Annotated in this window: 29 protein-coding genes and 1 tRNA gene; 15 read left to right on the top strand and 15 right to left on the bottom strand. The window is 68.2% G+C overall.

The genetic code is table 11. The annotated features are described in order from the left end of the window. The first annotated feature begins 124 nt into the window (after positions 1-124). Entirely contained in the window at positions 125-469 is a 345-nt protein-coding gene (locus tag BMW51_RS08110) for a glycine zipper 2TM domain-containing protein (protein ID WP_019515768.1), read from the top strand. 372 nt (positions 470-841) lie between these two features. On the opposite strand, the gene phbB is transcribed toward BMW51_RS08110, so the two are convergent. Genes phbB through BMW51_RS08090 form a run of 4 tightly spaced genes read right to left on the bottom strand, consistent with a single transcriptional unit; the run spans position 842 to position 6,580 of the window. After that, positions 842-1,564: an acetoacetyl-CoA reductase gene (gene phbB / locus BMW51_RS08105; protein ID WP_093005307.1), complete on the bottom strand. Its 723-nt coding sequence runs from the start codon at positions 1,562-1,564 to the stop codon at positions 842-844. Between the two features lie 31 nt (positions 1,565-1,595). Further along, a complete protein-coding gene (hemH, locus tag BMW51_RS08100; protein WP_093005305.1) occupies positions 1,596-2,600 on the bottom strand; it encodes a ferrochelatase in 1,005 nt (334 codons plus the stop codon). A gap of 11 nt (positions 2,601-2,611) precedes the next feature. Next, the gene (locus BMW51_RS08095) at positions 2,612-4,831 is read right to left on the bottom strand and encodes a molybdopterin cofactor-binding domain-containing protein (protein WP_093005303.1); all 2,220 of its coding nucleotides are present in this window, start codon (positions 4,829-4,831) and stop codon (positions 2,612-2,614) included. Positions 4,832-4,882: 51 nt separating this feature from the next. After that, entirely contained in the window at positions 4,883-6,580 is a 1,698-nt protein-coding gene (locus BMW51_RS08090; protein WP_177171598.1) for a class I adenylate-forming enzyme family protein, read from the bottom strand. An 83-nt stretch (positions 6,581-6,663) separates the two neighbouring features. On the opposite strand from BMW51_RS08090, the gene lgt reads away from it, so the two are divergent. From lgt to pgeF, 4 genes are read left to right on the top strand one after another with little or no spacing between them, the layout of a single operon-like run. Beyond that, complete coding sequence (lgt, locus tag BMW51_RS08085; protein WP_093005301.1) at positions 6,664-7,557, top strand: prolipoprotein diacylglyceryl transferase; 894 nt, start codon at positions 6,664-6,666, stop codon at positions 7,555-7,557. Between the two features lie 17 nt (positions 7,558-7,574). Then, the gene (locus tag BMW51_RS08080) at positions 7,575-8,615 is read left to right on the top strand and encodes a class I SAM-dependent methyltransferase (protein WP_093005299.1); all 1,041 of its coding nucleotides are present in this window, start codon (positions 7,575-7,577) and stop codon (positions 8,613-8,615) included. Next, positions 8,612-9,127 (top strand): GNAT family N-acetyltransferase, encoded by a 516-nt coding sequence (locus tag BMW51_RS08075; protein WP_093005297.1) that lies wholly within the window; start codon positions 8,612-8,614, stop codon positions 9,125-9,127. The genes BMW51_RS08080 and BMW51_RS08075 overlap by 4 nt, the downstream gene beginning before the upstream one ends. Continuing rightward, a complete protein-coding gene (pgeF, locus tag BMW51_RS08070) occupies positions 9,124-9,891 on the top strand; it encodes a peptidoglycan editing factor PgeF (protein WP_093005295.1) in 768 nt (255 codons plus the stop codon). Before BMW51_RS08075 ends, pgeF begins: the two co-directional genes overlap by 4 nt. A 25-nt stretch (positions 9,892-9,916) precedes the next feature. On the opposite strand, the gene hslU is transcribed toward pgeF, so the two are convergent. Together hslU and hslV are read right to left on the bottom strand one after the other, a co-directional pair. After that, positions 9,917-11,218: an ATP-dependent protease ATPase subunit HslU gene (gene hslU, locus BMW51_RS08065; protein WP_093005293.1), complete on the bottom strand. Its 1,302-nt coding sequence runs from the start codon at positions 11,216-11,218 to the stop codon at positions 9,917-9,919. A gap of 7 nt (positions 11,219-11,225) precedes the next feature. After that, on the bottom strand, positions 11,226-11,771 hold the full coding sequence (gene hslV, locus BMW51_RS08060; protein ID WP_026325759.1) for an ATP-dependent protease subunit HslV: 546 nt from the start codon (positions 11,769-11,771) through the stop codon (positions 11,226-11,228). Between the two features lie 197 nt (positions 11,772-11,968). On the opposite strand from hslV, the gene BMW51_RS08055 reads away from it, so the two are divergent. After that, positions 11,969-12,154, top strand: a complete 186-nt coding sequence (locus tag BMW51_RS08055) for a hypothetical protein (RefSeq protein WP_093005291.1) — start codon at positions 11,969-11,971, stop codon at positions 12,152-12,154. 4 nt (positions 12,155-12,158) lie between these two features. Here the strand turns inward: BMW51_RS08055 and BMW51_RS08050 are convergent, their stop codons facing one another. The 3 genes from BMW51_RS08050 to BMW51_RS08040 all read right to left on the bottom strand — a co-directional run bounded on the left by BMW51_RS08050 (position 12,159) and on the right by BMW51_RS08040 (position 13,452). After that, positions 12,159-12,566 (bottom strand): 3TM-type holin, encoded by a 408-nt coding sequence (locus tag BMW51_RS08050; protein WP_093005289.1) that lies wholly within the window; start codon positions 12,564-12,566, stop codon positions 12,159-12,161. 93 nt (positions 12,567-12,659) lie between these two features. Then, positions 12,660-13,286, bottom strand: a complete 627-nt coding sequence (locus BMW51_RS08045) for a glycoside hydrolase family 108 protein (RefSeq protein WP_093005941.1) — start codon at positions 13,284-13,286, stop codon at positions 12,660-12,662. Between the two features lie 89 nt (positions 13,287-13,375). Beyond that, positions 13,376-13,452 (bottom strand) — tRNA-Pro (locus BMW51_RS08040). A gap of 188 nt (positions 13,453-13,640) precedes the next feature. Between BMW51_RS08040 and yajC the strand changes: the two genes are divergently transcribed. The 4 genes from yajC to BMW51_RS08020 are packed head-to-tail and all read left to right on the top strand — an operon-like array spanning position 13,641 to position 16,992. Next, positions 13,641-13,982: a preprotein translocase subunit YajC gene (gene yajC / locus BMW51_RS08035; protein ID WP_026325758.1), complete on the top strand. Its 342-nt coding sequence runs from the start codon at positions 13,641-13,643 to the stop codon at positions 13,980-13,982. A gap of 14 nt (positions 13,983-13,996) precedes the next feature. Continuing rightward, complete coding sequence (gene secD, locus BMW51_RS08030) at positions 13,997-15,592, top strand: protein translocase subunit SecD (RefSeq protein ID WP_093005287.1); 1,596 nt, start codon at positions 13,997-13,999, stop codon at positions 15,590-15,592. 14 nt (positions 15,593-15,606) lie between these two features. After that, positions 15,607-16,581 (top strand): protein translocase subunit SecF, encoded by a 975-nt coding sequence (gene secF, locus BMW51_RS08025; RefSeq protein ID WP_093005285.1) that lies wholly within the window; start codon positions 15,607-15,609, stop codon positions 16,579-16,581. Positions 16,582-16,623: 42 nt separating this feature from the next. After that, positions 16,624-16,992: an Mth938-like domain-containing protein gene (locus tag BMW51_RS08020; protein WP_093005283.1), complete on the top strand. Its 369-nt coding sequence runs from the start codon at positions 16,624-16,626 to the stop codon at positions 16,990-16,992. 15 nt (positions 16,993-17,007) lie between these two features. Here BMW51_RS08020 and BMW51_RS08015 read toward each other — a convergent pair whose 3' ends face one another. After that, on the bottom strand, positions 17,008-18,177 hold the full coding sequence (locus tag BMW51_RS08015; protein ID WP_093005281.1) for a glycosyltransferase: 1,170 nt from the start codon (positions 18,175-18,177) through the stop codon (positions 17,008-17,010). 218 nt (positions 18,178-18,395) lie between these two features. Here BMW51_RS08015 and BMW51_RS08010 point away from each other — a divergent pair, with 218 nt between their 5' ends. After that, positions 18,396-18,788 carry a hypothetical protein gene (locus tag BMW51_RS08010; RefSeq protein ID WP_245708355.1) on the top strand — a complete coding sequence of 131 codons (393 nt, stop codon included), beginning with the start codon at positions 18,396-18,398 and terminating at the stop codon, positions 18,786-18,788. A gap of 65 nt (positions 18,789-18,853) precedes the next feature. Here BMW51_RS08010 and BMW51_RS08005 read toward each other — a convergent pair whose 3' ends face one another. Beyond that, complete coding sequence (locus BMW51_RS08005) at positions 18,854-20,131, bottom strand: DUF2171 domain-containing protein (RefSeq protein WP_177171597.1); 1,278 nt, start codon at positions 20,129-20,131, stop codon at positions 18,854-18,856. Positions 20,132-20,380: 249 nt separating this feature from the next. Between BMW51_RS08005 and BMW51_RS08000 the strand changes: the two genes are divergently transcribed. From BMW51_RS08000 to BMW51_RS07990, 3 genes are read left to right on the top strand one after another with little or no spacing between them, the layout of a single operon-like run. Next, positions 20,381-21,181, top strand: coding sequence for an NUDIX hydrolase (locus tag BMW51_RS08000; RefSeq protein WP_093005939.1), 801 nt, complete (start codon positions 20,381-20,383; stop codon positions 21,179-21,181). 31 nt (positions 21,182-21,212) lie between these two features. Next, complete coding sequence (locus tag BMW51_RS07995; RefSeq protein WP_093005275.1) at positions 21,213-21,980, top strand: extensin-like domain-containing protein; 768 nt, start codon at positions 21,213-21,215, stop codon at positions 21,978-21,980. Beyond that, positions 21,971-22,261, top strand: a complete 291-nt coding sequence (locus BMW51_RS07990; protein ID WP_177171596.1) for a barstar family protein — start codon at positions 21,971-21,973, stop codon at positions 22,259-22,261. Before BMW51_RS07995 ends, BMW51_RS07990 begins: the two co-directional genes overlap by 10 nt. Before the next feature lie 3 nt (positions 22,262-22,264). Here the strand turns inward: BMW51_RS07990 and BMW51_RS07985 are convergent, their stop codons facing one another. The 4 genes from BMW51_RS07985 to BMW51_RS07970 form a co-directional block, all read right to left on the bottom strand. Beyond that, a complete protein-coding gene (locus tag BMW51_RS07985; RefSeq protein ID WP_425440981.1) occupies positions 22,265-22,804 on the bottom strand; it encodes a hypothetical protein in 540 nt (179 codons plus the stop codon). Positions 22,805-23,062: 258 nt separating this feature from the next. Next, positions 23,063-23,368, bottom strand: a complete 306-nt coding sequence (locus BMW51_RS07980) for a hypothetical protein (RefSeq protein ID WP_245708354.1) — start codon at positions 23,366-23,368, stop codon at positions 23,063-23,065. Between the two features lie 62 nt (positions 23,369-23,430). Then, positions 23,431-24,213, bottom strand: a complete 783-nt coding sequence (locus BMW51_RS07975; RefSeq protein ID WP_093005267.1) for a transglutaminase-like domain-containing protein — start codon at positions 24,211-24,213, stop codon at positions 23,431-23,433. A gap of 109 nt (positions 24,214-24,322) precedes the next feature. Next, on the bottom strand, positions 24,323-25,060 hold the full coding sequence (locus tag BMW51_RS07970) for a Bax inhibitor-1/YccA family protein (protein WP_093005265.1): 738 nt from the start codon (positions 25,058-25,060) through the stop codon (positions 24,323-24,325). Positions 25,061-25,208: 148 nt separating this feature from the next. On the opposite strand from BMW51_RS07970, the gene thpR reads away from it, so the two are divergent. Further along, positions 25,209-25,751, top strand: coding sequence for an RNA 2',3'-cyclic phosphodiesterase (gene thpR / locus BMW51_RS07965; protein ID WP_093005263.1), 543 nt, complete (start codon positions 25,209-25,211; stop codon positions 25,749-25,751). Positions 25,752-25,774 lie beyond the last annotated feature (23 nt).

Genomic DNA, 25,774 nt, shown 5'->3' with positions numbered 1-25,774 from the left:
ACGACAAGCATGAACGAACGATAACGAGCGCATTCAGGCTCGGCTCAATGCGAATCACCCATAAGCATCTCAACGACGGGATTATCCCGCCGCGAAGAATCGAAGAAGAACGGGAGTTCGTACCATGTTCAAGAATCTGACCCTCGCCGTCTCCGCCCTCGCGATGGGCACCGCCGCGATGGCGCCGGTCGCCGCCGACGCACAGCGCTACGGTCACCGGTACGAGCGCAGCTATCGTGACGGGTACCGCGACTACGACCGTCGCTACGACAACCGTCGCTACAACTACAATCGCCGCTGCTCGGGCGGGACGACCGGCACCATCGTCGGTGCGATCGCGGGAGGCCTGCTCGGCCGCACGATCGACACCCGCGGCGACCGGACGCTCGGCACCGTGCTGGGCGGCGTCGGCGGCGCGGTCGCGGGCAACGCGATCGAGAAGTCGAACAACCCGCGCTACTGCCGCTAACCCTCTTGGCCGGCGCGGCGGATCATCCCCGCGCCGCCCTCCCTTACTCGCGTAGCGTATCGAGTTCCCCCGCGTAGCGTATTCGGGGGCGCGGGCCGGTTGCCGAAAGGCGGCCGGCCCGTTGTTGTTCGCAGCGCAGGTTCGCCTGCGAACCGTCGTGCGCAGCACGGCGCGCGAACCGGCCGGCGGGTCGGCGCCAAGCCGAACCCGGTCGACGTGATCGCCGCGGCTTTGCCGTGGCGTTGCCGCACTTAGCCCCGGGCGACGGCGAAGCCGCCGCCATGACGTCGGACGGGATCGCTGGCGCGACCCGCCGGCCGTGCCGGGCCGTGCGCCGGTGGCGCACCGCGCCGCAGGCCGGCGCTCGGCCCGTCAGTACATATGCTGCCCGCCATTGATGCTCAGCGTCGATCCCGTCACGAACCCCGCATCGTCCGAACACAGGAAGGCGACGCCGCGTGCGATCTCCTGTGCCTGGCCCAGCCGCCCGACCGGGATCTTCGCGACGATCTTCTCCAGCACCTCACCCGGCACCGCAGCGACCATGTCGGTGTCGATGTAGCCGGGTGCGATCGCGTTGACGGTGATGCCGGCGCGCGCACCTTCCTGCGACAATGCCTTGGTGAAGCCGTGAATGCCGCTCTTCGCCGCGGCGTAGTTGACCTGGCCATATTGCCCGGCCTGTCCGTTGATCGAGCCGATGTTGACGATGCGGCCCCATTTGCGATCGCGCATGCCGGGGAACACTGCCTTGGCCATGTTGAAGCAGCCGCCCAGATTGGTGTCGATCACCTCGCGCCACATCTCGTAGCTCAGCTTCATGATCGTGCCGTCGCGCGTGATGCCGGCGTTGTTGACCAGCACGTCGACGGGACCGAGTTCGTCGGCAACGCGCGCGACGCCCGCCTGACAAGCCTCATAGTCGGCCACGTCCCACTTGAACGCCGCGATCCCGGTGCGGTCGGTGAAGTCGCGTGCGCGCTCGTCGTTGCCGGCGTAATTGGCGGCGACGGTCAGCCCCATGTCACGCAGCGCGACGCTGATCGCCTCGCCGATGCCGCGTGTTCCACCCGTCACGATTGCTACGCGTGCCATCGATGAGTCCTCTCCTTGTCCTTCGCGAAGGCTAAGGGCGCGGCTTCCAGCCTTCAAGCTCGCGTGCGATGAGCTTCCGTAACATCTCGATGCCGGCGGGCGTGTCGTTGAGGCACGGCAGATAACCGAAATGCGTGCCGCCCGCTTCCTCGAAGGTTTCGCGTCCGCGGATGGTCAGTTCCTCCAGCGTCTCGACGCAATCGGCGGAGAAGCCGGGCGCGACGATCGCGACCTTCTTGACGCCCCGGCCCGGCATTGCAGCGAGGACGGTGTCGGTCGCGGGTTCGAGCCACTTGGCGCGTCCGAAGCGCGACTGGAAGGTGATGGTGAGGTCCATGCCCATTGCCTCTCCGAGCAGCCGGCCGGTCTTGCGGCAGTGGCAATGATACGGATCGCCCAGCTCCAGCGTGCGCTGCGGCATGCCGTGGAAGCTCGCCATCACCGCGTCGGGCGTAAAATCGAGCGCGGCGAGACCGGTGCGCACGCTCTCGGCCAGCGCATCGATATAGGCGGGATCGTCGTAGTAAGGCGGCAGCGTGCGGATCGCGGGCTGCCAGCGCATCTTCGCCAAGTGCGCGAACGCCTTGTCGTTGGCGGTCGCAGTCGTCGCGGCACAATATTGCGGGTAGAGGGGGGCGAGCAGGATGCGCTCGCACCCGGCGTCCTTCATCGCCTGCAAGCGATCGGCGATTGCGGGCCGGCCGTAGCGCATCGCCCAGTCGACCAGCACGTCGTCGCCGAACGCGTGCTCGAGCGCCAGCGCTTGGGCGCGCGTGATCGCCGCGAGCGGCGAGCCATCCTCGCGCCAGACCTGGCTATAGGCATGCGCGGATTTCTTCGGCCGCGTGGTCAGCACCACCCCGCGCAGGATCGGCTGCCACGCGATCCGTGGAAGCTCGACGACGCGGCGGTCGGACAGGAACTCCGCGAGGTAGCGCTTGACCGCCTTCGGCTCGGGCGCGTCGGGGGTGCCGAGGTTGATCAGCAGCACGCCGATGCGCGGGCGCGGGATGACGGGATGGCCGGCGGGGATCATGGGCGAATGTCTCAGGCGCGGGGTTGCAGGGGAAGCGAGCGGAGCCGAGTACCCGTTGCGGCACGCAGCGCATTGGCAACGGCCGGGGCGACCGCGGGTATCCCGAGGTCCGATACGCCGCCAGGCTCCGCGTTGCTGGGGATCAGCTCGACCGAAACCTCGGGCGCGGTGGCGAGCGTCGGCAGCGCGAAGTCACCGAACAAACGCGTGGTGGCGAGGTTGCGCTCGATCCGCGTCGCGCAACCGGTCGCGAGCGCGACGCCGAGGATCAGGCCACCCTCGATCTGCTGGCGCACCACGTCGGGGTTAATCGCGCGGCCGCAATCGACCGCGGCGACCAGCCGGTCGACCCGGACGCGCCCGGCCTCGTCAACGCGCGCCTCCGCCATCACCGCGATGAAGCTGCCCGCGAGCGCGTGGCACGCGATCCCCTGTGCGCTGCCCGCCACGCCGCCCTGCCATCCGCCGAGCGCAGCGGCGGTGGTGAGACAACGTGCCAGCCGCGCGTTGCCGCCGAGCATCGCGATTCGGTAGCTCATCGGCTCGTTGCCGCCCCCTTGCGCGAGTTCGTCGATGAAGCATTCGGTGAAGAAGGCGTTATAGCCGTCGGCGAGCCCGCGCAGATGCCCGACCGGAACGCCGATGGCGGCAGGGTGATGATCGATCGCGAGCGCGGGCATCGCGTAGGGCGGCACCGCGCCTGACATGGCGTAGCCGTCGGCACCGCCCGGCAGCGCCGCTGCGGCACGTCGCAAGGGATTGTCCGGCAGCAGGCGTGCGGCCAGTTCGGCACCCGTCGCCGGCGCAGCAATCTTCGCCTGCCAGCCAAGGATCGCGCCGCCGGCACCCAGCCGCGCGCTCATTCGTGCGCGCGCGGGTGCGCGAAAGCGGTCGCGCAGCGCCGTCTCGCCGCGCGACCAGGTGAGCTGGACCGGTCGCTTCAACTCGCGCGCGAGAATTGCGGCCTGTGCGGCTACGCCGGTTTCGAGTGCCTGGCCGAACGATCCGCCGACGAGCATCGCGTGCACGGTAACCTGTGTCGCGGCCACGCCCAGCGCCGCGGCGGCGGCATCGCGCGCGCTGGTCGGCGCCTGTGTCGCGATCCAGAGTTCGAGTGCGCCGTCGCGCCAGTGCGCGGTCGCGGTGGGTGTCTCGAGCGACGGGTGGAGCGCGAGCGCGGCGTGGTAATCGGCGGTGAAGAGGCGCGCGCCGGCGAACGCCGCCGACAGATCGCCCGCGGCGGCGACGCGGTAGCCTTCCCCTTCCAGCGCCTTGTCCAGCGAGCGGTCAATCGACGCCGTATCGATCACACCACCGCGCGTCTCGAACCTTGGCGCGAGCGCGTCGAGCGCGCGGTTCGCGGCCCACCAGTTGTTCGCCGCCACCGCGACCCATGTGTCACGCGCGACCACGCCCGCGACGCCCCGCACCCCTTCGGCTGCGGCACGGTCGAACGAGCGCAGGCGCGTGTCGCCGATCGGACCCTGGCGGACGCTGGCGAACACCATGTCGGGCAATCGGATGTCGGCGGCGAAGTTGGCCGATCCGTCGATCTTGGCCGGTGCGTCGAGGCGCGGCAGCGATCGACCGGTCAGCCGCCCTTCGTCGCCGAAGCGCAAGGGCAGCTCGTCGGGGACCGAATAGCTTGCCGCGGCCTCGGCCAATTCACCGAAGCGCAACTTGCGCCCGTCGAGCACGACGAAGCCGTCGGCGGTGTCGCACGCCTGCCAGTCGGCATCCAAGCGCGCCGCCGCAGCCTTGCAGAGCAGCACGCGCGCGGCCGCGCCCGCTTCGCGCAGGCTCTGCTCGAACCGGCGAACCGAGGTCGACCCGGCCGTCAGCATCAGCGCACCGCGCGTCAGATGTTCGTCGCGCAAGCCAGTGGGCACGTGGTCGAACCCGCCCGCGAACAGTACGTTGGCGGCGACCGGGTTGGCGTAGAGCGGGTTGATCGGCGCGGGCTCGACCGCGACGGCGCGCCAATCGGCGCCGAGTTCGTCGGCAACGATCTGCGGCAGCGTGGTGTAGACGCCCTGCCCGTGCTCGACCTGCGGCACTGCGACGATCACGCGACCGTCGCGCGCGATCTTCAGGAACCCGCCGAACAGTGTTTCATCCGCGGCGACCGGCAGGTTGGGCGCGTAGCGTCTCGGCCACGCGGCCCAGGCGACCACCAGCCCGACGCCTGCGCCGCCGGCGACGAGGACAGTGCGGCGCGAGAGCGTTGGCATCACTCGCTCCTTAGCTGCCCCGCCGAAACGAACAAGCAGCCGCGACGGCGGCTAGACGCTCTCGCTCAGCGCGAGCGCGCGGTATTTGGCGCGCAGCGACACCTTGTCGATCTTCTCCGTCCCTAGCCGCGGCAACGGCTCGTCGGCGATCCAGATTTTCTGCGGCACCTTGAACGCGGCGATGTGCGGCGTGAGGAACGCGATCAGATCCTCCGATTCGATCACGCCGGGGTGCGCGAGGTGGACGACCGCGCCCGGCACTTCGCCGTAGCGTTCGTCGGCGAGCCCGAACACCGCGGCCTCGGCAACCTCGGGATGCTCGTAGAGCGCGGCTTCCACCTCCTGGCAGCTGATGTTCTCGCCGCCGCGAATGATGATGTCCTTCTTGCGATCGACGATGAACAGGTAATCGTCCTCGTCTAGGTAGCCGATGTCGCCGGTGCGGAAATAACCGTCGGCGGTGAACGCGTCGGCGGTCGCCTGCGGGTTGTTCCAATATTCCTCGAAACACGCGGCCGATCGGATGCAGACCTCGCCGCGCTCGCCCTGGTGCACCGGCTTACCCGCATCGTCGAGGATCGCGAGGTCGACCAGCGGCGGCGAGGCGCGACCGGCCGAGTTGGGCTTGGCGACGTAATTGCCGCGCCAGTTGCCCGTGCCGATGCCGTTGGTCTCGGTCAGGCCGTAGCCGATCAGCGGCGCGCCCTCCATCTCGGCATCGATGCGGCGGACGTGCTCGACCGGGCGCGGTGCGCCGCCCGCGGCGATGTCGGCGAGCGTCGACAGGTCGTACTTTCCGCGGTTGGGATGCGTCAGCATTTCGAAGCTCATCAGCGGCACGCCGACGAAATAGGTGACCTGCTCCCGCTCGATCAGCCGCATCGCTTCCTCAGCGTCCCACTTGGGCATCAGCACCAGCTTGCGACCGATCGCCATGCTTTGCAGGAACACCGGCACTTCGGCGGTGACGTGGAACAAGGGCACGTTGAGCAGGGTCGCGGGTTGGAGCGTGCTGGCGGTGCCGTCCTGCGTCGCGATGCCCAGCATCATCAGCGCGGAGGCGAGATAGTTGAAGATGCCCTGCACCACCTGGAAGTGCGTCGACAGCGCGCCCTTCGACTTCCCGGTCGACCCCGACGTGAACAGGATCGTGGCGCGATCATCATCGGTCAGCGTCGGCAGCGCCGCGCCGGACGCGTGATGGATGACGGCGCCGATCGCCTCGTCCAGCGGGCGCAGATCGTCGATCGCCTCGACCCGCACCGACATACCCTCGATCGCCGCCAGCCGCTTGGCGCGGGGCAGGTCGGCGAAGATCAGGCCGACACCGACGTCGCGGATCGCGGCCTCGAACTCCTCGGCCTGCCACCAGCCGTTGAGCAGCGTCGCGGTGCCGCCCGCCATCAGGATGCCCATGTAGAGCACGATCCACGATGGCGAATTGCGCGCGGCGATGCCGACGCGGTCGCCCTTGGCGATGCCGTAATGCCCGACGAGCGCGTCGGCGACCTTCGCCGCCGCGGCGTGCACCTGTCCGAAGGTCAGCCGCTCGTCGCCGGCAATCAGGAACTCGGCCTCGGCGTGCTGGGTGCAGAAATGCGCGAAATAGGCCGGCAGCGTCGGCGGCGCGGCGGTGATGTAGGGCAGCGAGCGACCGAAGCGTTCGATTTGCCCGAGCGGCAACTGCCCGCCCGCGCCCGTCATCGCGCCCATCACCGCATCCATCCGCTGGTCGAGCTCGGTTCGCATCATTCTCTCCGCTTGGCCGCCGTTGACGGCTTGGTCTTGTGCCCTTGGCTCCTTATGGAGACGACGATGTTGAGGGGAAAGCCTTGATCCTGCCGATACTCGCCGATGCCGCCTACGCGGGCACCGGCCACATCCGTTTCGCCGATCTCGGCCTCCACCCCGACGTGTTCACGCTCGGCTTCTTCACGCTGCGCTGGTACAGCCTCGCCTATATCGCGGGAATCGTCGTCGGCTGGTGGTACCTGCTGAAGCTGCTCGCGCAGCCCGGCGCCCCGATGGCCAGGCGCCACGCCGACGACCTCGTTTTCTACGCGACGCTCGGCATCATTCTGGGCGGGCGGATCGGCTACGTGCTGTTCTACGCGCCCGAGATGCTGTCGAGTCCCTTGCGGATCCTCAGATTGTGGGACGGCGGCATGTCGTTCCACGGCGGGGTGATCGGCACGTCGCTCGGGATCATTTGGTTCGCGCGCAAGCACAAGCTCAACTGGCTGCGCATCCACGACTACGTCGCCTGCGTGGTGCCGTTCGGGCTGTTCTTCGGGCGGCTCGCCAACTTCGTGAACGGCGAATTGTGGGGCAAGCCGAGCGACGTTCCCTGGGCGATCGTGTTCGAGCGCACCGTGCCAACCGGCTTCGTCGAGCCCGCGCGCCATCCGAGCCAGCTTTACGAGGCGGGGCTGGAGGGCATCTGCCTGTTCCTGCTGCTGTGGTTCTTCTTCTGGCGGACCAAGGCGCGGTACCAGCCGGGCAAGCTCGTCGGATTGTTCCTGCTCGGCTACGGCGTGGCACGGTTCATCGTCGAGTTCTTCCGTGAACCCGACGCGCAATTCGCTGGCACGTTCTTCGCCAACACGATCCACATGGGCCAGGTTTTGTGCATCCCGATGGTGCTGGCGGGCGCGTTCCTGATCGCGACCGCGCCGGGTCGTCGCCAGCGGATCGAGCCGACCGCCGGGCTGGAGAGCGTCGCCTGAGCGGCGCGCATCCGCTGGTGCCGCCGCCGGGCGCCCCAACCGGCGAGCCGCTGCTCGCCGAGCGGCTGGCGCGCGCGATCACGCTCGGCGGGCCGATCCCGGTCAGCCAGTTCATGGCGGCGGCCAACGCGCATTATTACGCGACGCGCGATCCGCTGGGTGCCGCCGGCGACTTTACCACCGCGCCTGAGATCAGCCAGATGTTCGGCGAGCTGATCGGGCTGTGGGCGGCAGACCTGTGGGATCGCGCGGGGCGTCCCGAGATCGCGTGGGTCGAGCCGGGGCCGGGCCGCGGCACGCTGACCGCCGACGCGCTGCGCGCGATGCGAGCGGCGGGGCTGACACCGCCCGTTCACTTCGTCGAGAACAGCCCGGCGCTGCGCGAGATGCAGGCACGTGCGGTGCCCGAGGCGACGTGGCACGACGACGTGTCCACGCTGCCCGCCAACGTGCCGCTGATCGTCGTCGCCAACGAGTTTTTCGACGCGCTGCCGATCCGGCAATTGGTGCGCGGCGCCGATGGCTGGCGCGAGCGGCTGGTCGCGTGTCAGGACACGTTGTTCCTGCCGATCGCGGGCGGCGCGATGCCGGCCGGGATCATGCCCGAGGCGCTCGACACGGCCGCACCCGGATCAGTGGTCGAGACATCGCCCGCGAGCGTGGCGATCATGGCGGGACTTTCGGCACTGATCGAGGCGCAGGGCGGCGCGATGCTGGTGATCGATTACGGCTACGAGGGGCCGGCAGTCGGCGACACGTTGCAGGCGATCCGGGGCCACGCTTACGCCAATCCGTTCGAGGCGCCCGGTGAGCAGGATCTGACCGCGCACGTCGACTTCGCGACGCTGGCGCTCGCGGCGGAGGCATCGGGATGCCGGCGTTCGGGTCCGGTCGGTCAAGGCGCGTTCCTGACCGCGCTCGGCATCGACGCGCGCGCCGCGGCGCTGGGTCCGCGCGTCGCGGAGGATCGTCGCCGGCTGGTCGAGGAAATGGGCGAGTTGTTTCGGGCGATGGCGGTCAGGCACCGCGACTGGCCAGAGCCGGCGGGGTTCGCGTGATCGTCTACCGCGACGCGATGCCCGACGATGGCCCTGCGATCGACGCGATGGCGCGGCGAGTGTGGCTCGACACGTTCGGCCATTCCGCGCCGGCTGCCGACATCGAGGCGTATCTGGCGGAGGCGTTCGGCCCTGCGGGAGCGCTGATCCGCGACCTGCCCGATCCAGCCTTCGACTACCGCGTAGCGATGAGCGACCAACAGGTGATCGGCTACGCGAAGATGAGCGCGCCGATCTTCACCGACGAGGTCGACGCGACCGGCGCGCACCAGCTGCGGCAACTCTACGTCGATGGGGCTCATCACGGACAGGGTGTGGCGCCCGCGCTGCTCGACTGGTCGCGCCGGATCGCGCAGTCGCGTGGTGCGTCGAGCCTGCTGCTGACCGTCTGGGAGGAGAATGCGCGGGCGCGGCGCTTCTACCAGAAGCACGGCTTCGTTCACGTCGGCGACTACGCGTTTCAGACCGGGACGCAGGTCGATCGCGACCTGATCATGCGGCTGGCGCTGTGAGCGCGGTCGAGGTCATCCGCGCCGATGTGCTGGCCGGTGTGCCGCACGGGTTTCTCGGCCGACGCGGCGGTGCGTCGGGCGGCGTGTTCGCGGGGCTGAATGTCGGCGCGGGATCGAGCGACGATCAGGCGGCAGTCGCGGAAAACCGCATGGCGGCGCTCGCAGCGGTCAGGCCGGGGGCGACGCTGCTGACGCCGTACCAGATCCACTCGCCCGATTGCGTCACGGTACGGGTGCCGTTCGCGAACGGCGTGCGGCCACACGCCGACGCGCTGGTGACCGACAATCCCGCGCTCGCACTCGGCATCGTCACTGCCGATTGCGCGCCGGTGCTGCTGGCCGACGTTGAGGCAGGCGTGGTCGGCGCGGCGCATGCCGGATGGAAGGGTGCGCTGGGCGGAGTCACCGACGCGACGGTCGACGCGATGGAAGCGCTCGGCGCCGTTCGGGATCGGATCGCCGCCGCGATCGGGCCGTGCATCGCGCGCGCCAGCTACGAGGTCGACGCCGCGTTTCGGCTCCGGTTCGAGGAGGCTGATCCAGCGAACGAGCGCTTCTTCGCCGACGGTCGCGCCGAGCACGCGCAGTTCGACCTCGAGGGCTATGTTGCGCATCGGCTAGCCAAGGCCGGCGTACGGCGGATCGAGGCGATGGGGCTCGACACCTATGCCAACGAGGACCGCTTCTTCAGCTATCGCCGCGCGACGCATCGCGGCGAGCCCGATTACGGGCGGCAGATCGCGATCATCGGCCTGCCGGGCTGACGATCAGCCAGCCCGGCGAGCAGCCTTACAGGACGAAACGGCTGAGGTCGGCGTTCCGTGCAACGCTGGCGAGCTGCTGCTCGACGTAAGCGGCGTCGACGACGAGGCTCTCGCCCTTTCGGTCCTCGGCATCGAAGCTGACTTCCTCCAGCAGCTTCTCCATCACGGTTTGCAAGCGGCGCGCACCGATGTTCTCGATCTCGCCGTTCACTTCCGCCGCGATGCGCGCGACCGCGCGGATGCCGTCGTCGGTGAAGCTGACCTCGACGCCCTCGGTCGCGATCAGCGCCTTGTACTGCGCAGGCAGCGATGCCTTGGTGTCGGACAGGATCGAGACGAAATCGTCCTCGGTCAGGCCCTTCAACTCGACGCGGATCGGCAGGCGGCCCTGTAGCTCGGGCAGCAGGTCGCTCGGCTTGGCGACGTGGAAGGCGCCAGAGGCAATGAAGAGGATGTGGTCGGTCTTCATCGGACCGTATTTGGTCGAGACGGTGGTCCCCTCGATCAGCGGCAGCAGGTCGCGCTGGACGCCCTCGCGGCTGACCGAGCCACCGCGCACATCGCTGACTGCGATCTTGTCGATCTCGTCGAGGAAGACGATGCCGTTCGCCTCCGCGTCCGCGAGCGCGGTGCGGCTGACCTCGTCCTGATCGAGCCGCTTGTCGGCTTCCTCCTCGACCAATTTCTCCCACGCGGCGGGGACGAGCAGCTTGCGGCGCTGCTTGGGCGCGTTGTTGCCGAACGCCTTGCCCATCATCTCGCTCAAGTTGATCATGCCGACCGACCCGCCGCCGGGAATGTCGAACGGCATCTGCGGCGTCTGGCTGAGTTCGAGCTCGATCTCGGTCTGGTCTAGGTGACCGTCGCGGAAACGCTGGCGGAAGCTCTCGCGCGTCGCCTGACTCGAGTCCTTGCCGACCAGCGCGTCGAGCAGGCGGTTCATCGCCGCTTCCTCGGCCTTGTCCTTGACCGCCAGACGCCGGCGTTCCTTCTCCAGCCGCACCGCCTCCTCGACCAGGTCGCGCGCAATCTGCTCGACGTCGCGGCCGACATAGCCCACCTCGGTGAACTTGGTCGCCTCCACCTTCACGAACGGCGCGTCGGCGAGTTTCGCCAGACGGCGGCTGATCTCGGTCTTGCCGCACCCGGTCGGCCCGATCATCAGGATGTTCTTGGGCGTCACCTCGTCACGCAGATCGGCGCCGAGCCGCTGTCGCCGCCAGCGGTTGCGGAGCGCGACCGCGACCGCGCGCTTGGCGTCGCGCTGACCGATGATGTGCGCGTCGAGCGCGGCGACGATCGCCTTGGGCGTCAGATTGTCTTGCATGGGAAACTCAGTTGGCCGAGTCGAGCGTTTCGACGACGAGGCGATCGTTGGTGTAGACGCAGAGGTCGGCGGCGATCTTCATCGCCCGCCTGGCGATCGTTTCCGCATCCTGTTCGTAGTCGACCAGCGCGCGCGCGCCGGCGAGCGCGAAATTGCCGCCCGATCCGATCGCGGCGACGCCCGCTTCCGGTTCCAGCACGTCACCGTTGCCGGTCAGGATCAGCGTCACGTCGCGGTCGGCGACGATCATCATCGCCTCGAGGTTGCGCAGATACTTGTCGGTGCGCCAGTCCTTGGCAAGTTCGACCGCGGCGCGCATCAGCTGCCCGTTGTGGCGCTCGAGCTTCGCCTCGAGCCGCTCGAACAACGTGAAGGCGTCAGCGGTCGCACCGGCGAAACCGCCGATGACCTTACCGTCCTTGCCGAGCGTGCGGACCTTGCGCGCGTTGGGCTTCATCACGGTCGGCCCCATCGAGACCTGGCCGTCGCCCGCCACGACGACCTTGCCGCCGCGCCGGACCGAAAGAATGGTGGTGCCATGCCAGACCGGCATGGAATGTGGATCGTTCCCGCTCATGCGCCGCCATGTAGGTAGCGGCGCGGGATTGTGCCAACCCCGCCGGACAAGCGCGCTGCGTCTCGCAAAGCTACCATGCGGATGGTGCATAAAAACCGCGCGTACGATTTCCTATGTTGTAGCAAAGCGGGGGAAACACGCGCATGCGACATCCTCCTCCAAGGAGATGGTGCGTGCGTACCGACGACGACGATCGCGAATATTATAACCGCCGCGCAGAGGCCGAGATCGAGGCCGCGAGCGCGACCGAGAACCCGGCGGCGTGCCGCGCGCATTACCAGATGGCCGAACTGTATCTGGAACGCGCCTATTCGGACGAGAGCGACGAAACGGCCGGCGAGAACGCCGCCGCCTCGTAGTGCGTCAGCGCGGCCGCTTTCCCCATTCGCGCGCGACGGTGTAGCCGAGATAACCGGTGCCGAAGAGCGCATAGAGCGGTTCGGGCAATCCGTTCAGATAGGCGGTCATGCCGCGTGCGATCGCCTGCGCCGCCGCGGGCCGGATCGCGGCGATGAGCCCCATCGGGATGCTCCACAGCAGCAGCGCGTACATGACGTAGAGGAACGACGGACGCGCGCGCGCGGTCCAGCGGTCGGGGCTGTTCGCCTCCGCCAGCACCCCCGCCATCTGCGTACGGAGCGTGCCGAGTTCGTGGGCGCGATCGAGCCGCAGCAGTTCGAGCTTGGCGGCGTCGCGCGCGGCGGGATCGGGGATGATGCGGTCGAGCACGCCCGCGATCGGCGCGACGAGGTCGGTAACGGGCAAGGCCATAGTGCGGCTCCTGAGCAGGATCGGTGAGGCTGGAAGGTCACGAAAGTCACACCCCTACGCATGTGCGCGCGAAGGGCGTGACCTTCGGCGCGGTCAGTTGAGGCGATTGGCGAGCCAGCCGTAAAGGAACGCCTCGTTCGCGGGACGCTGCTCGGCGAGGGCCATGTAGCGTTCGCCCTGTAATGCCTCGATCGCCTTGACGAGCACCACCTCCCCGCTCGCGCGCCGCGTGGCGAGAAAGCGATCGAGCGCGGCGAGCGTCTGCGCACCGATGCGACCGTCGAGCACCACCTCCCCGCTCGCGCGCCGCGTGGCGAGAAAGCGATCGAGCGCGGCGAGCGTCTGCGCACCGATGCGACCGTCGAGCACCACGTCGGCATAGTCGGTCGCACCACGATTGAGCGCGTTGAGCGCACGTTGCAGGAAGGTCACCGCGACCGCCGGCCCCATGTTGACGCCGGTGTCGAACAATTCGGCGGCGAGTGCCGGCGCGCGGGTGGCGACAGAATCGAACTGCGGGCGGAGCCAGTAGAGGCGGCGGTAGATCGCGGCGGCGGCGGCGCGCGAGAAATGCCGCATGTCGCCGGCATAGCCGTTCGCGCGCGCCGTGCCCTCGGTGATGCCGAAGCGGGTGGCGCCACCGCGATCGCTCGGGTGATTGGAATAGCCGCCCTCGCGGTCGATGACGTTGTCGATGAGTTGATCGATCACGTGAAACATTCCCCGGTTGAACCGCGGGAACATTGCGTGAACATGCGCGTGTAGGACAGCACCGAGGCGGTGCCTTGTCGCGTCATCGCTGTGTGATTTGGTCGGGGCGACAGGATTCGAACCTGCGACCCCCACACCCCCAGTGTGATGCGCTACCAGGCTGCGCTACGCCCCGACCGAGCGGCGGCCATTACGCGCGGCGACGCGATGATGCAAGCGACCTGTTGCGCGCACGCCCGCGCGGTCCGCCCGGCGGTGCTCCCGGGGCGGGCAGTTGCGCCGGATGGCGCGCGATGGTAGCGCCGGGAACTTCTTTGGCGTGCGGGTGACGCTCGCGCGCGCAACTTTTCATGCTTGGACACGATGCTCATCTCTCCAGCTTACGCGCAGGCAGCCGGCGGTGCGGGTTCCGCGAACGGTGCACTCGGCGGCTTCCTCGGCCTCGCGCCGCTGTTCCTCATCTTCATCGTCTTCTACTTCCTGATGATCCGTCCGCAGCAGGCGCGGGTGCGCAAGCTGCAGGCAGCGGTCGCGGCGGTGAAGAAGGGTGATTCGGTCGTCACCGCGGGCGGTCTGGTCGGCAAGGTGACGCGCGTCGAGGACGCCTTCGTCGAGGTGGAGATCGCCCCCAACACCCGCGTGCGCGTGGTCAAGGCGACGCTGGCGGAGGTCACTCCGCTCGGCTCCAAGCCCGCCAACGACTGAGCGGACACGCGACGATGCTCGATTTCCCACGCTGGAAGGTCGCCTCGATCTGGGCGTTCCTGGCCGTGCTGGTCGCGCTGGCGATCCCGAGCCTGCCCGGCGTTTCCGAACGGTTGCCGTTCAAGGCGCCAACGATCAACCTGGGGCTCGATCTGGCGGGCGGCAGTTACCTGCTGCTCGAGGCCGACACCAATGACGTCGCGGCGACGCGGGTCGAGGCGATGCGCGAGCAGGTGCAGACCGAGATGCGCCGGCAGGATCCGCGGATCGAGATCGGCGACATCTCCAGCCGCGGCGGACAATTGTCGTTCCTGCTGCGTGATCCGAGCCAGGTCGACGCCGCGCGCGAGCGGCTGCTCGCGATCACCGGTGGTGGAGCGGGCATGACCGGGCAACGCGAGTGGGACATCCAGGTCGTCGACACCAGCCGCTTCGTGCTGACCCCGACGCAGGCCGGCCTCAGCCAAGCGGTTGACCGCGCGATGCAGGATGCGACCGAGGTCGTGCGCCGCCGCATCGACGAGCTCGGCACGCGCGAGCCGACGATCATTCGTCAGGGGTCGAACCGTATCGTCGTGCAGGTACCGGGTCTGGGCAATCCGCAGGCGCTGAAGGACCTGCTCGGCAAGACTGCGAAGCTTGAGTTCAAGCTGGTCGACCAGAATGCCGATCCGGCGCAGCTCGCCAAGGGTCAGGCCCCCGCGGGCAGCCAGGTGCTCCCTTACCCCAACAGCCCGTCGGGCATCCCGTTCATCGCGGTGAAGCGCTCGGCGATCATCACCGGCGACATGCTGTCGGACGCGCGGCAGGAGTTCGATCCGCAGACCAACGCGCCGCAGGTATCGATCACCTTCGACAGCCAGGGCGGTCGCCGCTTCGCGCGCGTGACCCAGGAAAACGTCAACAAGCCGTTCGCGATCATCCTCGACAACAGCGTCATCTCCGCGCCCAACATCAACGAGCCGATCCTGGGCGGTCGCGCCGCGATCAACGGCGGGTTCACGACCGAGAGCGCCAATGCGCTCGCGATCGCGTTGCGCTCGGGCAAGCTGCCGGTCGCGTTGAAGGTGGTGGAGGAATCGACCGTCGGGCCTGATCTGGGCAAGGACTCGATCCGCGCCGGCATCCTCGCCAGCGCGGTCGCGGTCGCGCTGGTGGTCGCGTTCATGCTCGTCACCTACGGCCGGTTCGGCGCCTATGCGAACCTTGCGGTCGTCATCAACGTGTTCGTGATTCTGGGCGTGCTGGCGCTGATCAAGGGGACGCTGACGCTGCCCGGCATCGCGGGCTTCGTGCTGACGATCGGTACCGCGGTCGACGCCAACGTGCTGATCAACGAGCGCATCCGCGAGGAATTCCACCGCGGGCGCAGCGTCGTGCAGTCGATCGAACTCGGCTACAAGGAAGCGAGCCGGACGATCTTCGAGGCGAACGTGACGCACGCAATCTCGGGCATCATCATGTTCCTGCTGGGCTCCGGCCCGGTCAAGGGCTTCGCGGTGGTGCTGCTGATCGGCATCGCGACCAGCGTGTTCACCGCCGTTACGTTTACCCGCATGCTCGTCGCCGGTTGGGTGCGCCGCACCAAGCCCAAGACGATCAACATTTGAGCCGGGCACAGCATATGAAACTCCTCAAGCTCGTCCCCGACAACACCAACATCGACTTCGTGCGGCTGCGCGGCTGGGCGTTCGGCCTGACGCTGCTGCTGAGCGTGGTCGCGGTCGGGCTGACCTTCTACCACGGGCTCAACTTCGGCGTCGATTTCGAGGGCGGGTTGATGATCGAGGAGCGGTTCGCGACGCAGCCGCCGATCGATCAGGTCCGCACCACGATCGAGCAGCAGGAGGTCGGCGACGCCAACATCCAGCCGATCGGCGACGGCACCACCTTGTCGATCCGCCTGCCGGTGCAGTCGGGCGGCGACGAGGGCGCGACCAACGCCGCGGTGAAGAAGGTCGAGGCCGCACTCGCCGCCAGGTTCCCGGGCGCGACGTTCCTGCGCTACTCGACCGTGTCGGGGAAGGTGTCGGGCGAGCTGGTGCGCAACGGCGCGATCGCGATCGTGCTCGCGATCCTGGGCATCGGTCTGTTCGCGATCTTCCGCTTCGAGTGGCAGTTCGGCGTGTCGACGATCGTCGCGATTGTCCACGATCTGCTGATGACGCTCGGCTTCTTCGCGCTGACGCAGTTCGAGTTCGACCTGAACATCGTCGCAGCGGTGCTGACGATCATCGGCTATTCGATCAACGACAAGATCGTGATCGACGACCGCATCCGCGAAAACATGCGCCGGTACCGCAAGATGGACATGCGCGAGATCATCAACCTGTCGGTCAACGAAACGCTGCCGCGCACCGTCATGACCTCGGTCACGATCCTGCTCGCGCTCGCCGCGCTGCTGCTGCTGGGCGGGCACGTGCTGCGCGGATTTACCGCGGCGATGATCCTGGGCATCGTGGTCGGCACCTATTCGTCGATCTACGTGTCGTCGTCCTTGCTGATTTCGCTGGGACTGCGCGCGGAGCCGGAAGGCGGCGCGGCGCGGCCGGGTCGCGGCGGGATGGAGAATGCCGAGCGCGTGGGGCCGCGGAACTGACGCCGTGGTGATGCGCAGATGGTGACACGAGGGGGCGGATCGATGCGGATGGACCGCGCGGGCGCGGCGGGACCGCTGATCCGCGCGATGGGACCGAGCGGGTTCCGCGTCGACGAGAACGTCTACACCGCACTGACGCTGACGCCGACGCGCGCCGACGCGTGGTCGCCGCCCCCGCTCGCGCAACTGGACGAGTCGGCGCTGGCCGCGATCCTGGAGGGTGCGCCCGAGTTCGTACTGCTGGGCACCGGCGCAAACCTGGCGCGACCGCCGCGCGCGCTGGTCGCCGCACTCGAAGCGCGCGGGATCGGCGTAGAGGCGATGGACAGCCGCGCCGCCGCGCGTGCCTGGGGCGTGCTGCGCGCCGAGGACCGTCAGGTGGTGGCGGCGCTCTACCCGATCGACGCCTGAGCGGCGGCGAGCGCGCTATCGATAGCGCGCGATCAACCCTGACAGATGGTCGTGAAGCGCGGCGGTGTTCGCCGCCCACGTAAAGCGTTCGGCATGCCGACGCGTGTCCGTGGCGTGCGGCGGATCGGCGAGGATCGTACGCATTGCTGCGGCGAACGCGTCCGGTGTTCGCGGCACGATGCGCCCGGCCGCACCATCGGTCACCACCTCGCGCGCGCCGCCCGCATCGGGGATGACGATCGGCGTGCCGCAGGCGAGCGACTCGATCCACGCGTTGGCGAGCCCTTCCGACGACGAGGCGAGTGCGGACACGTCGGCGGCGGCGAGCCAGCGTGGAAGCTCCGCGTGCGCGACGCTGCCGAGCAGGCGGACGCGATCGCCAAGGCCGCACTGGTCGATCAGTTGTTGCAGTCGGGCGCGCTCGGGTCCTTCTCCGGCGATCGCCAGCGTCACGCCGGGTAGGCCTGCCAGCGCCTCGACGACGATGTCGTGCCCCTTGCGCGGGATCAGCGCGCCGACCGAGACGATCAGCGCGCCGTCGACGCCGAGCGTACGTTTGAGGCTGGCCCGGTCGCCGGGTGCGAAGCGGTCGAGGTCGACGCCGGTATGGTGAACGCGGATGCGGTCGGCGGAGAGGCCGAGTGCCGCCATGTCGTCGCACATCGCCGTACTGACCGCGAGCAGGCCGTCCGCCCCCTGCCCCGCGCGCCGGACCTGCGCGGCGGTGGCGGGTGCACGGCCCCAGTGATGCACGTCGGCACCGCGCGCCTTGATCGAGACCGGCACGCCGTAGCGCCGCCCGAGCGCAACCGCGGCAGGGCCGTCGGGAAAAAAGAAGCTCGCGTCGATGACGTCGAAGGCGAACGTCTTGCGCAGGCGGTCTAGCACGGGGCGCAGCGTTCGCGTCATCGCGGCGGCGTGAAAGCGTCCGGCGGTCGCCGGCAGCGTAGTGAAGCGCGGTCGCATCACGTCCAAGCCGCGCCATGTCTCGCGCTGCGGCAGCGCCGCTAGCGCGCGATAATGTAGGTGCCTGCTAAGCGGCCACGGAGGCAGGCCGAGCGGCGCGACGACGCGCAGGTCGACGCCGGAATGCGCCGCCAGCCCGCGCGTCTGTCGCTCGACGAAGACGCCGAAGTTCGGCCGAGACGCGTCTGGAAACAGGGTCGAGAGCGTGAGCACGCGCATGCGTAAGCTATAGGCAGGGAGGGTTAACGTTCCCGATCGATCGGATCGGAACACGCGAAGGATCAGGCATCACGACCATGTGACGTAAACCGCCATATGCCAGCATGGTAAGCCTCACGTTTATCGTTGGCAGGCGGTCGCGGTGCTAAGTCGCGTGACTCCCGTTCGGACCGGTCTTCGTCGTCTTCGGTCTGCTGCTCGGCCTCGCACGTTATGAAGTGCTGGCGAGCTTCTCGCGTTTGCTGAAAGCATCGCGCGGGCCGAACTCGGTACGCATCGGATGGCTTGTGCCGCTGCCAGGGCTGGTGGTCGTGCTCGATGTTTCGGCCGACTGCCCCGATGTTGATGCCTGGTACCTGCGCCAGCGGCGTCTGGTGCTCGGCGGAATGCTGGGCGCGAACGTAGCGAGCTGGGTCGGCCAGATCGTGCTGGCGCTGACGCTCGCGGCGCCCGAGCTTCATGCCACCAAATCTGATTCGGTGCTCAAAGCCATCTCCACCGCGACCGGCCTCGCGACTGTATCGGTGCTGATCGCCTTGCTGCTTGTCCGATATCCGCGTTTGGAGGTTGCACTGCTGCTCGTATCCGGGTCGACCGAGACTCCGGGCTGAGCCGCAGATACGAAAAGGCCCGGACGTTTCCGCCCGAGCCCTTCCAGTTACCGGTGCCTCGACGCTTACTTGTTCTGGTAGGTACCAGAGAAGCTGCTGTTGAGGTTCGTGTCGCTGCCGGTCGTCGAGGTCGACGAGGTGCTGCTGCCGCTCGTGGTCTGGCCCGAGGTGCTGCCGTAGCTGCCCGACTGCGACGACGAGCGCTGACCAGCCATGTTGTCGCTGGTGCGATCACCGTAGCCGAACATCGCCTGCTTGTTCTCTTCGTCGCGCCACTGCTTCTTCGCCTCGTCGGCGGTCTTCGACAGCGTGACCTTCTTGTCTTCGACCGACTTGATCCAGCTCGACGGGATCGAGTGGTGCTGGCCGCCCGCGTCGACGTCGTTCTTGGTCAGCAGGATGCGGTCACCGCGCACCTTGTCGACGGTGCCGACGTGGCTGCCGTCCGAACCGACGACCTCGGCGTGCTCCTTCACCTTGTCGAGCGAGTCGCGCTGCGTCTGGCGATTGGTGCGCCACGAGCTGAACTCGTTGTTGAACTTGGTGCGGTTCTCCTGACGGTATTCGTCATAATCACGGTCGAGCGCCGCGATCTGGCCCGAGCGCCAGTGATGGTAATCGGAGTCGCGATCGTGACGGTCGCGCTGGTTGTACTCGCGCTCGTCGTAGCGGTTGTCCATCTCGCGGCGACGCTCGGCTTCCTCGTCGCCGAACCACGAGCGGACCTCGTCACCGGCGCGGTCGAAGAAGCCGCGCTCCTGGTAGTTGTAGCCCTGCGGCGCACGGCCGTAATTGCCGCGCTGCGAGTCGCCGCGGTCATTGCCGCCGTAGCGGTTCTGGTCGCGACCGTAGCTGTTGCGGTTGTCGTCGTCCCAGTGCTTGCGATCGCCGACATCGACGAAGCGACGTCCGTCCGAGCCGTAGCTGCCGTGATACTCGTTGCTACCCGACGAACCGTACTGGCGCGACTGCCCGTAGTTCGACTGGCCATAGCCCGACTGGCCATAGCTCGAGCGGCCATAGTCCGAACCGCCGTAGTTCGAGTTGCCGTAGCCGGAGCGGTTATCGTCGCGGTCGCGGTTGTAGCCGGCGTTGCCGTACTCGCGCTGTCCGTAGGAACCCGACCCGTACGAACCCGAGCCGTAGCGATCCCGGCCGCCGCGATCACCGCGATAGTCGCGGTCGTCGTCGCGGCCCATCATGCCCGCCGACTGATAGTCGCGCGCGCTGGAATAGCTGTACTGACGGCCCGAGCCGTAGTCGCGGCCATAGTCCTGCGTCTCGTCGCGATTGTAGTAATCGCCTTGCGGATTGGTGCCGCGCGGGTAACGTTCGTAGCCCATTAGGTCCTCCTTGCTGGACAGCAACGCGCCGATTGTCTGCGTCGTGTGCGCCCCAATAAAGCGGCAAAGGGCCGATCCGTTCCTATCGTTACGAGGGCGCAACGGGCGCTTCGTCGCATCCACTTCTCCGCTCGCCGGTTTGCATGCGGAAGGCGGTGCTTGCGGGATGTCGCGCCCGCGCCGATGATCGAAGACGAGGAGATGCAGATGACGGAGGCGGGTAACGACGCGAACGGTTCGGATACCGCCATGCGAGCGGTGGCTGACGACGACGCCGGGCTGCCGGCCGCGATCCCGGCGGCGACGCTGGTGATCTTTCGCGAGCGCGCCGGCGCTTCGCCAGAACTGCTGATGGTCGAGCGCGCGCAGAAGATGGCGTTCGCCGCGGGTGCGATGGTGTTCCCTGGCGGGCGGATCGACCCCGGCGATCACGCACTCGCTCGGGCGCTGATGCCCGGTCACGATGGTGGCGTTGAAGATGATGGCGAGGCGGCGGCACGGATCGCAGCGATACGCGAGACGATCGAGGAAGCCGGCGTGCCGGTCGGGCTCGTCGACGTGCCCGCGCCCGCGACGCTGGAGGCGATGCGGCGTGCGCTTCACGCGGGTGTGCCGTTCGGCGATGTCTTGCGCGACGCTGGCGCGACACTCGACCTGGAGGCGCTGGTGCCGTTCGCGCGCTGGCGTCCGGCACACCCAAACATGCGGATCTTCGACACGCGCTTTTACCTCGCGCGATTGCCCGCCGACGCGCCGGCCGCGAGCGTCGACCGGACCGAGAACGTCCAGCTGGCGTGGGCAAGCGCTGCCAGTGTGCTGGCGGATGCCGACGCAGGCCGACTGTCGATCATCTTTCCGACGCGCCGCAACCTGGAGCGACTGGCGCGGTTTTCTTCCTACGACGAGGCAGTCGCGCACGCGCGCGCGACGCCGATACGGGTGGTGACGCCGTGGACCGAGCGGCGCGAGGGAGAAGAACGGCTCTGCATACCCGAGGACCTCGGCTATCCGGTGACATCGGAGGCGATCGGCAGCGCGATGCGCGGCTGATCGGCCGGTTCCGCCTGGCCGAGCGCGCGGCATGAGCGCGGGCGCGCGGCTGATCCGCGGAACACGGCGGTTCACGCGCGTGCTGGTCGTGCTGGTGCTGCTTGGAATCCTCGCGCTGGTCGCGTGGGGCGTGATGCGCGGACGACCACAAGACCTGCCGTGGACGCCGCTTGACCTGTCGGAGCCGATCGGCGCGTTTACCGGGCGCAAACTGACCGCGCTAACCGACGATTTCGGTGCGTGCCGGGTGCTGCTCGAGCGCGCCGGCGTTCGCTACACCGCGCTGCCGCCGCGCAACGATGGTGCACAATGCGGCTACGACGATGCAGTCCGATTGCGCTCAGGCGGTGCGCGCGACGTCGCTTACACCCCTGCGAGCCTGGGCATCGCCTGCCCGGTCGCGGCGGCGCTTGCGAAATGGGAGTGGGACGTGGTGCAGCCCGCGGCCGAGCGGCACTTCGGCACGCGCGTCGCCGCGATCGAGCATTTCGGCAGCTACTCGTGCCGGCGCATCTACGGGCGCGACGCGGGCAATTGGAGCGAGCATTCGACCGCCGACGCAGTCGACATCGCCGGGTTCCGGCTGGCGGACGGGCGCCGCATCACCGTGATGCGCGACTGGAGCGACGGCACAAGCGCGGCGGCGCGGGACGAAGCCGCCTTCCTGCACGAGGTGCGCGACGGCGCGTGCCGGCTGTTCGCGACCGTGCTGTCGCCTGACTATAACGCTGCGCACCGCGACCACTTCCATCTCGATCAGGCGAAACGCGGTGCAATGGGGTGGCGCGCGTGCCGGTGACGGCGATCACGCTCGATGCCGCGGATTGGCAGGATTTCCGCGACATCTACGCGGCCCTGCTGACGGCACTCGGTGCGCCCGACTGGCACGGACCCAATCTGGACGCGGTGTACGACGCGCTGGTGGCGGGACATTACCGCGTCGCGCTGCCCTTCGTGGTGACGGTGCGCGGCGCGGAGAAGGTGAGCGCCGCGATACAGACCTATCTGGCGCGGCTCGTCACCGTCTTCGATGACGCGCGTGCCCAGTACGGAGTCGACGCGCGCCTCGTCATCGCGTGACGATCAGTGAAGCGGCGCACCTGCCTCGACCTTTTCCACCCAGTGCGGGTAAAACCCCGGTTGGCGCGACGACCAGCCCGACGCGGTCGCGGCGGCCTCGCTGATCGATTGCAGCAGCTTGCGACGCAGTTCCGGGTGGAGGTGCGGCAACGCCGCGGCCGAGCAGAAGGCGGCGGGAAGCCACGGTCGCACGCGCGGACCGATCAGCCGTTCGTAGAGGAAGCGATAGGCCGAGAAGCTGAGCAACCGCCCCTGCCCAAGGTCGAACGCCGAGGTGACGACCAGGGGTGAGAGGAAGGGCTCGACCGCGTCGAGCCCGCTATCGTCGGGCACGTTCGCCCGCAATGTATCGAGCCGGCGGTAGTGGCGCGCTTGCGCGCGGATCGACGCGGCCTCGACCACGTCGCGCGACCAGCGCAGCATCGCGTCCTGGCGGTCGAGCCCGACGTCGAGGCTGCGCCGAATGTAGCGCTGCGTCGCGGCCGGAAAGCTCGCGAACTCCTTCATCTCCGCCAGCGTCATCGCGCCTTCTGCCGGCTTCATCCTCGCGCTCATCACCCACCCCGCCCGGTCAATGTCATGTGAGGATCATACGTCAGGATGGTTAACGCCAACCTTAACGAACGCGCCTCACGTCACAAATCCATCATGGAAAATGCCGCAGCGCAACATGAATGCGTTGAATAGCGGTTGGTGAGACTTTTTCTTTCCCGGTCCTGTGTCGCATCGGCCACAATCGGGAGACACGGAAAAAGGGCCGGCGCATGGCCGACCCTCTCACATCAGAACTGCGCTGAGAGATCAGGCGTCGCGCTGGCGTTCGGCCTCCTCGGCAGCGTCAAAGCCGGACGACGCCGGCGGTTCGTCCTTGCGGCCGGGGATGGTGGACGAGATCGGGTCCGACGCGTCCATCGACTCGTCGAGGCCCTCGTCGAGCTTCGCATCCTCGTTCGAGGGGTCCTTCTGCAACCGCTTGTTGATCATCTTGTCCTGACCCGCGTCCTGCCGCGCGTCCTTGCTGCCGCCGGCGTTGCCCGCCTGCGTACCCTCGGGCGCGACCGACATGCTGTCGAGTGCGCGGTCGTCGATCGGATTGTTATCGGGCACCTGAACCTCCATCGATGTTTCGTGCCCATCAACGACGCGCGCGTGTGCCTGTTCCTGCGCGCTCAGTCGAGCAGGCGCGTGACGCTGACGCGCTGCTGCTGGAGCCAGGCGCTGCCGAAGATCGTCATGAATGCGATGTCGGTCGCGTCGCGCCCGACGCAGACGCGTGCGATCTCGTCTGCATGCGCCATCCCGGTCGGATCGACCAAGTGCCACGCGCCGCCCAGCCATAGCTCAACCACCGCGTGAAAATCGGGTGGTTCGACGCCGGGCGCGTAGGCGGCGACGCAGCGCGCCGGGATCTCACCCGCGCGCGCGAGCGCGACGAGCAGGTGCGCGAAGTCGCGGCAGACGCCGCGGCGCTCGGCAAAGGTGTCGAGCGCGCTGCTGCGCCCGTCGCTGCCGACCCCGTCATAGTCGATGTTGCTACGCACCCACTCGCTGAGCGCGACCGCGAGGTCGCCGCCGCGCAGGCCGCCGAAGCTGCGTCGCAGGAAATGATCGAAACGGTGCGACTCGCAGTAACGGCTGGGCAGCAGATAGGGGATCGTCTGCGGCGGCAGCAGCCCGGCGGGGGTGTGCGGCAACGCGGCGAGCGGCGGCGTCGCGCGGCGGATGTCGACCACCGCACGGTAATGCGCGACGAGCCGGTGCTCGGCGGTCGCCCAGGTGCGCTGGCCGATCCCCTCCTCGCCCATGACGGCGCGGATCGGATGGTCGCTCTCGATCACCAGCGACTGCGCCTCCAACCACTGGTCGGGCAGCGCCGCGGCCTCGATCTGGAGCAGCACGTCGGCGGGTTCGGGAAAGCCGTAGTCGAGAAAGGCGTCGATCGAGAGGCGCACGCGGGCGGGTCTTTCGGGCAGGAGGACGGATCAAGAACGCGGCACATACGAAACGGGCCCGGCGGTCGGCCGCCGGGCCCGTGATCTCACACCCTGGTCGCGCTTGCGATCAGTCGCGGCCGGAGCCGAACAGACGCAGGATGAACAGGAACATGTTGATGAAGTCGAGGTACAGCGTCAGCGCGGCGAGCACCACTGCCTTCGACACCAGTTCACCGTGGCCGGCGACCTGGAAATACATGCTCTTGGTCCGCTGCGTGTCATAGGCAGTCAGCCCCGCAAACAGCAGCACGCCGACCAGCGAGATGACGAGGCCGAGCGGGCCCGAGTTCACGAACATGTTGATGACGCTGGCGACCAGCAGGCCGACGACGCCGATGATCAGGAAGGTGCCGAACGCCGACAGGTCACGCTTGGTCGTGTAGCCGTAGAGGCTCAGCGCCGCGAACCCCGCCGCCGTGGCAAAGAATGCCTGCGCGATCGCGACCGGCGAATAGACGAGGAAGATCGTCGACAGCGACAGGCCCATCGCGACCGCGAAGCCCCAGAACATGCCGCGCAGCTGCGACGCGCTGAAGCGGTTCTGCCCGAAGCTCATCGCGAACACGAAGGCGAGTGGGGCGAGCACGATCAGCCACTTGAGCGGCGTCTGGAACACGGCAGCCGCGTAGCCCGACAGCGCGAAGCCCAGCGCAACGATGCCCGTCAGCAGCACGCCCGAGGTCATGTAGTTGTAAACAGACAGCATGTACGACCGGAGACCCGCGTCGTAGGCGGCGTCCCGCGTACCGGCCTGCGCCGCCCCGAAGCGGGCGGTAGAGGACCGAGGGTCCGACCAGTTTGCCATTGTCAAATCGCTCCTTCATCCGGCATGGAACACCGGATCACCGACGAATATCGCGCGGCGCCGATCCGTTTTCAAGCGAGCCGGATGGTTAGCGCGAGCGTGAGCAATTGTTCGTTACACGCCTGACCGCCGCCGATGTGGAGGACGCATGCACCGCCTGTTCGTCGCCCTCCGCCCGCCGCTCTCGATCCGTGACGCGCTGGTCGACGTGATGGACGCACTTCCCGGCGCGCGGTGGCAGGACGACGAGCAGTTGCACGTGACCTTGCGCTTCGTCGGCGAGGTCGAGCGTCCGCAGGCGGAGGACATCGCCGCCGCGCTAGCCGCGGTGTCGGCGCCGGTGATCGAGGCGCGGGTCGAGGGCGTCGGCACATTCGACCGGCGCGGGCGCGTCGATACTCTGTGGGCGCGGATCGTGCCGGCCGAGCCACTCGCCGCGCTCCACCGCAAGGTCGATCAGGCACTCGCGCGCGCCGGCGTAGCGCGCGACGAGCGGCGCTACCTGCCCCACCTGACGCTGGCGCGTTTCGGGCGGGGCAGCAGCGACGCGGGTGCGATCGCGCGCTGGGTCGCGGATCACGCCGGACTGTCGACGCCCGCGTTCACGCTGCCGCACCTGATCCTGTACGAGAGCCACCTGGGACACGAGGGCGCGCGATATGAGCCGGTCGCGCGCTGGCCGCTGGCGTAGCCCTGCCCTGCCCGCTAGGCTCT

This window comes from Sphingomonas palmae (assembly GCF_900109565.1).
In the GTDB taxonomy this organism is placed as follows: domain Bacteria; phylum Pseudomonadota; class Alphaproteobacteria; order Sphingomonadales; family Sphingomonadaceae; genus Sphingomonas; species Sphingomonas palmae.
Note: the sequence above shows the minus strand (reverse complement) of the source record. Positions and strands in the feature narration are given on the sequence as shown.

Bases quoted from the DNA above. Each gene is read 5' to 3' on its own strand.
- BMW51_RS08020 (WP_093005283.1), top strand. From the start codon at position 16,624: ATGCGGATGGACCGCGCGGGCGCGGCGGGACCGCTGATCCGCGCGATG.
- BMW51_RS08050 (WP_093005289.1), bottom strand. From the start codon at position 12,566: ATGGCCTTGCCCGTTACCGACCTCGTCGCGCCGATCGCGGGCGTGCTC.
- hslU (WP_093005293.1), bottom strand. From the start codon at position 11,218: ATGCAAGACAATCTGACGCCCAAGGCGATCGTCGCCGCGCTCGACGCG.
- BMW51_RS08110 (WP_019515768.1), top strand. From the start codon at position 125: ATGTTCAAGAATCTGACCCTCGCCGTCTCCGCCCTCGCGATGGGCACC.
- BMW51_RS08005 (WP_177171597.1), bottom strand. From the start codon at position 20,131: ATGGGCTACGAACGTTACCCGCGCGGCACCAATCCGCAAGGCGATTAC.
- thpR (WP_093005263.1), top strand. From the start codon at position 25,209: ATGCACCGCCTGTTCGTCGCCCTCCGCCCGCCGCTCTCGATCCGTGAC.
- BMW51_RS07970 (WP_093005265.1), bottom strand. From the start codon at position 25,060: ATGGCAAACTGGTCGGACCCTCGGTCCTCTACCGCCCGCTTCGGGGCG.
- BMW51_RS08000 (WP_093005939.1), top strand. From the start codon at position 20,381: ATGCGAGCGGTGGCTGACGACGACGCCGGGCTGCCGGCCGCGATCCCG.
- BMW51_RS07995 (WP_093005275.1), top strand. From the start codon at position 21,213: ATGAGCGCGGGCGCGCGGCTGATCCGCGGAACACGGCGGTTCACGCGC.
- hslV (WP_026325759.1), bottom strand. From the start codon at position 11,771: ATGCCGGTCTGGCATGGCACCACCATTCTTTCGGTCCGGCGCGGCGGC.
- BMW51_RS08015 (WP_093005281.1), bottom strand. From the start codon at position 18,177: ATGCGCGTGCTCACGCTCTCGACCCTGTTTCCAGACGCGTCTCGGCCG.
- BMW51_RS08090 (WP_177171598.1), bottom strand. From the start codon at position 6,580: ATGCGAACCGAGCTCGACCAGCGGATGGATGCGGTGATGGGCGCGATG.
- BMW51_RS07985 (WP_425440981.1), bottom strand. From the start codon at position 22,804: ATGAAGCCGGCAGAAGGCGCGATGACGCTGGCGGAGATGAAGGAGTTC.
- phbB (WP_093005307.1), bottom strand. From the start codon at position 1,564: ATGGCACGCGTAGCAATCGTGACGGGTGGAACACGCGGCATCGGCGAG.
- BMW51_RS08095 (WP_093005303.1), bottom strand. From the start codon at position 4,831: ATGCCAACGCTCTCGCGCCGCACTGTCCTCGTCGCCGGCGGCGCAGGC.
- hemH (WP_093005305.1), bottom strand. From the start codon at position 2,600: ATGATCCCCGCCGGCCATCCCGTCATCCCGCGCCCGCGCATCGGCGTG.
- secD (WP_093005287.1), top strand. From the start codon at position 13,997: ATGCTCGATTTCCCACGCTGGAAGGTCGCCTCGATCTGGGCGTTCCTG.
- secF (WP_093005285.1), top strand. From the start codon at position 15,607: ATGAAACTCCTCAAGCTCGTCCCCGACAACACCAACATCGACTTCGTG.
- yajC (WP_026325758.1), top strand. From the start codon at position 13,641: ATGCTCATCTCTCCAGCTTACGCGCAGGCAGCCGGCGGTGCGGGTTCC.
- BMW51_RS08045 (WP_093005941.1), bottom strand. From the start codon at position 13,286: ATGTTTCACGTGATCGATCAACTCATCGACAACGTCATCGACCGCGAG.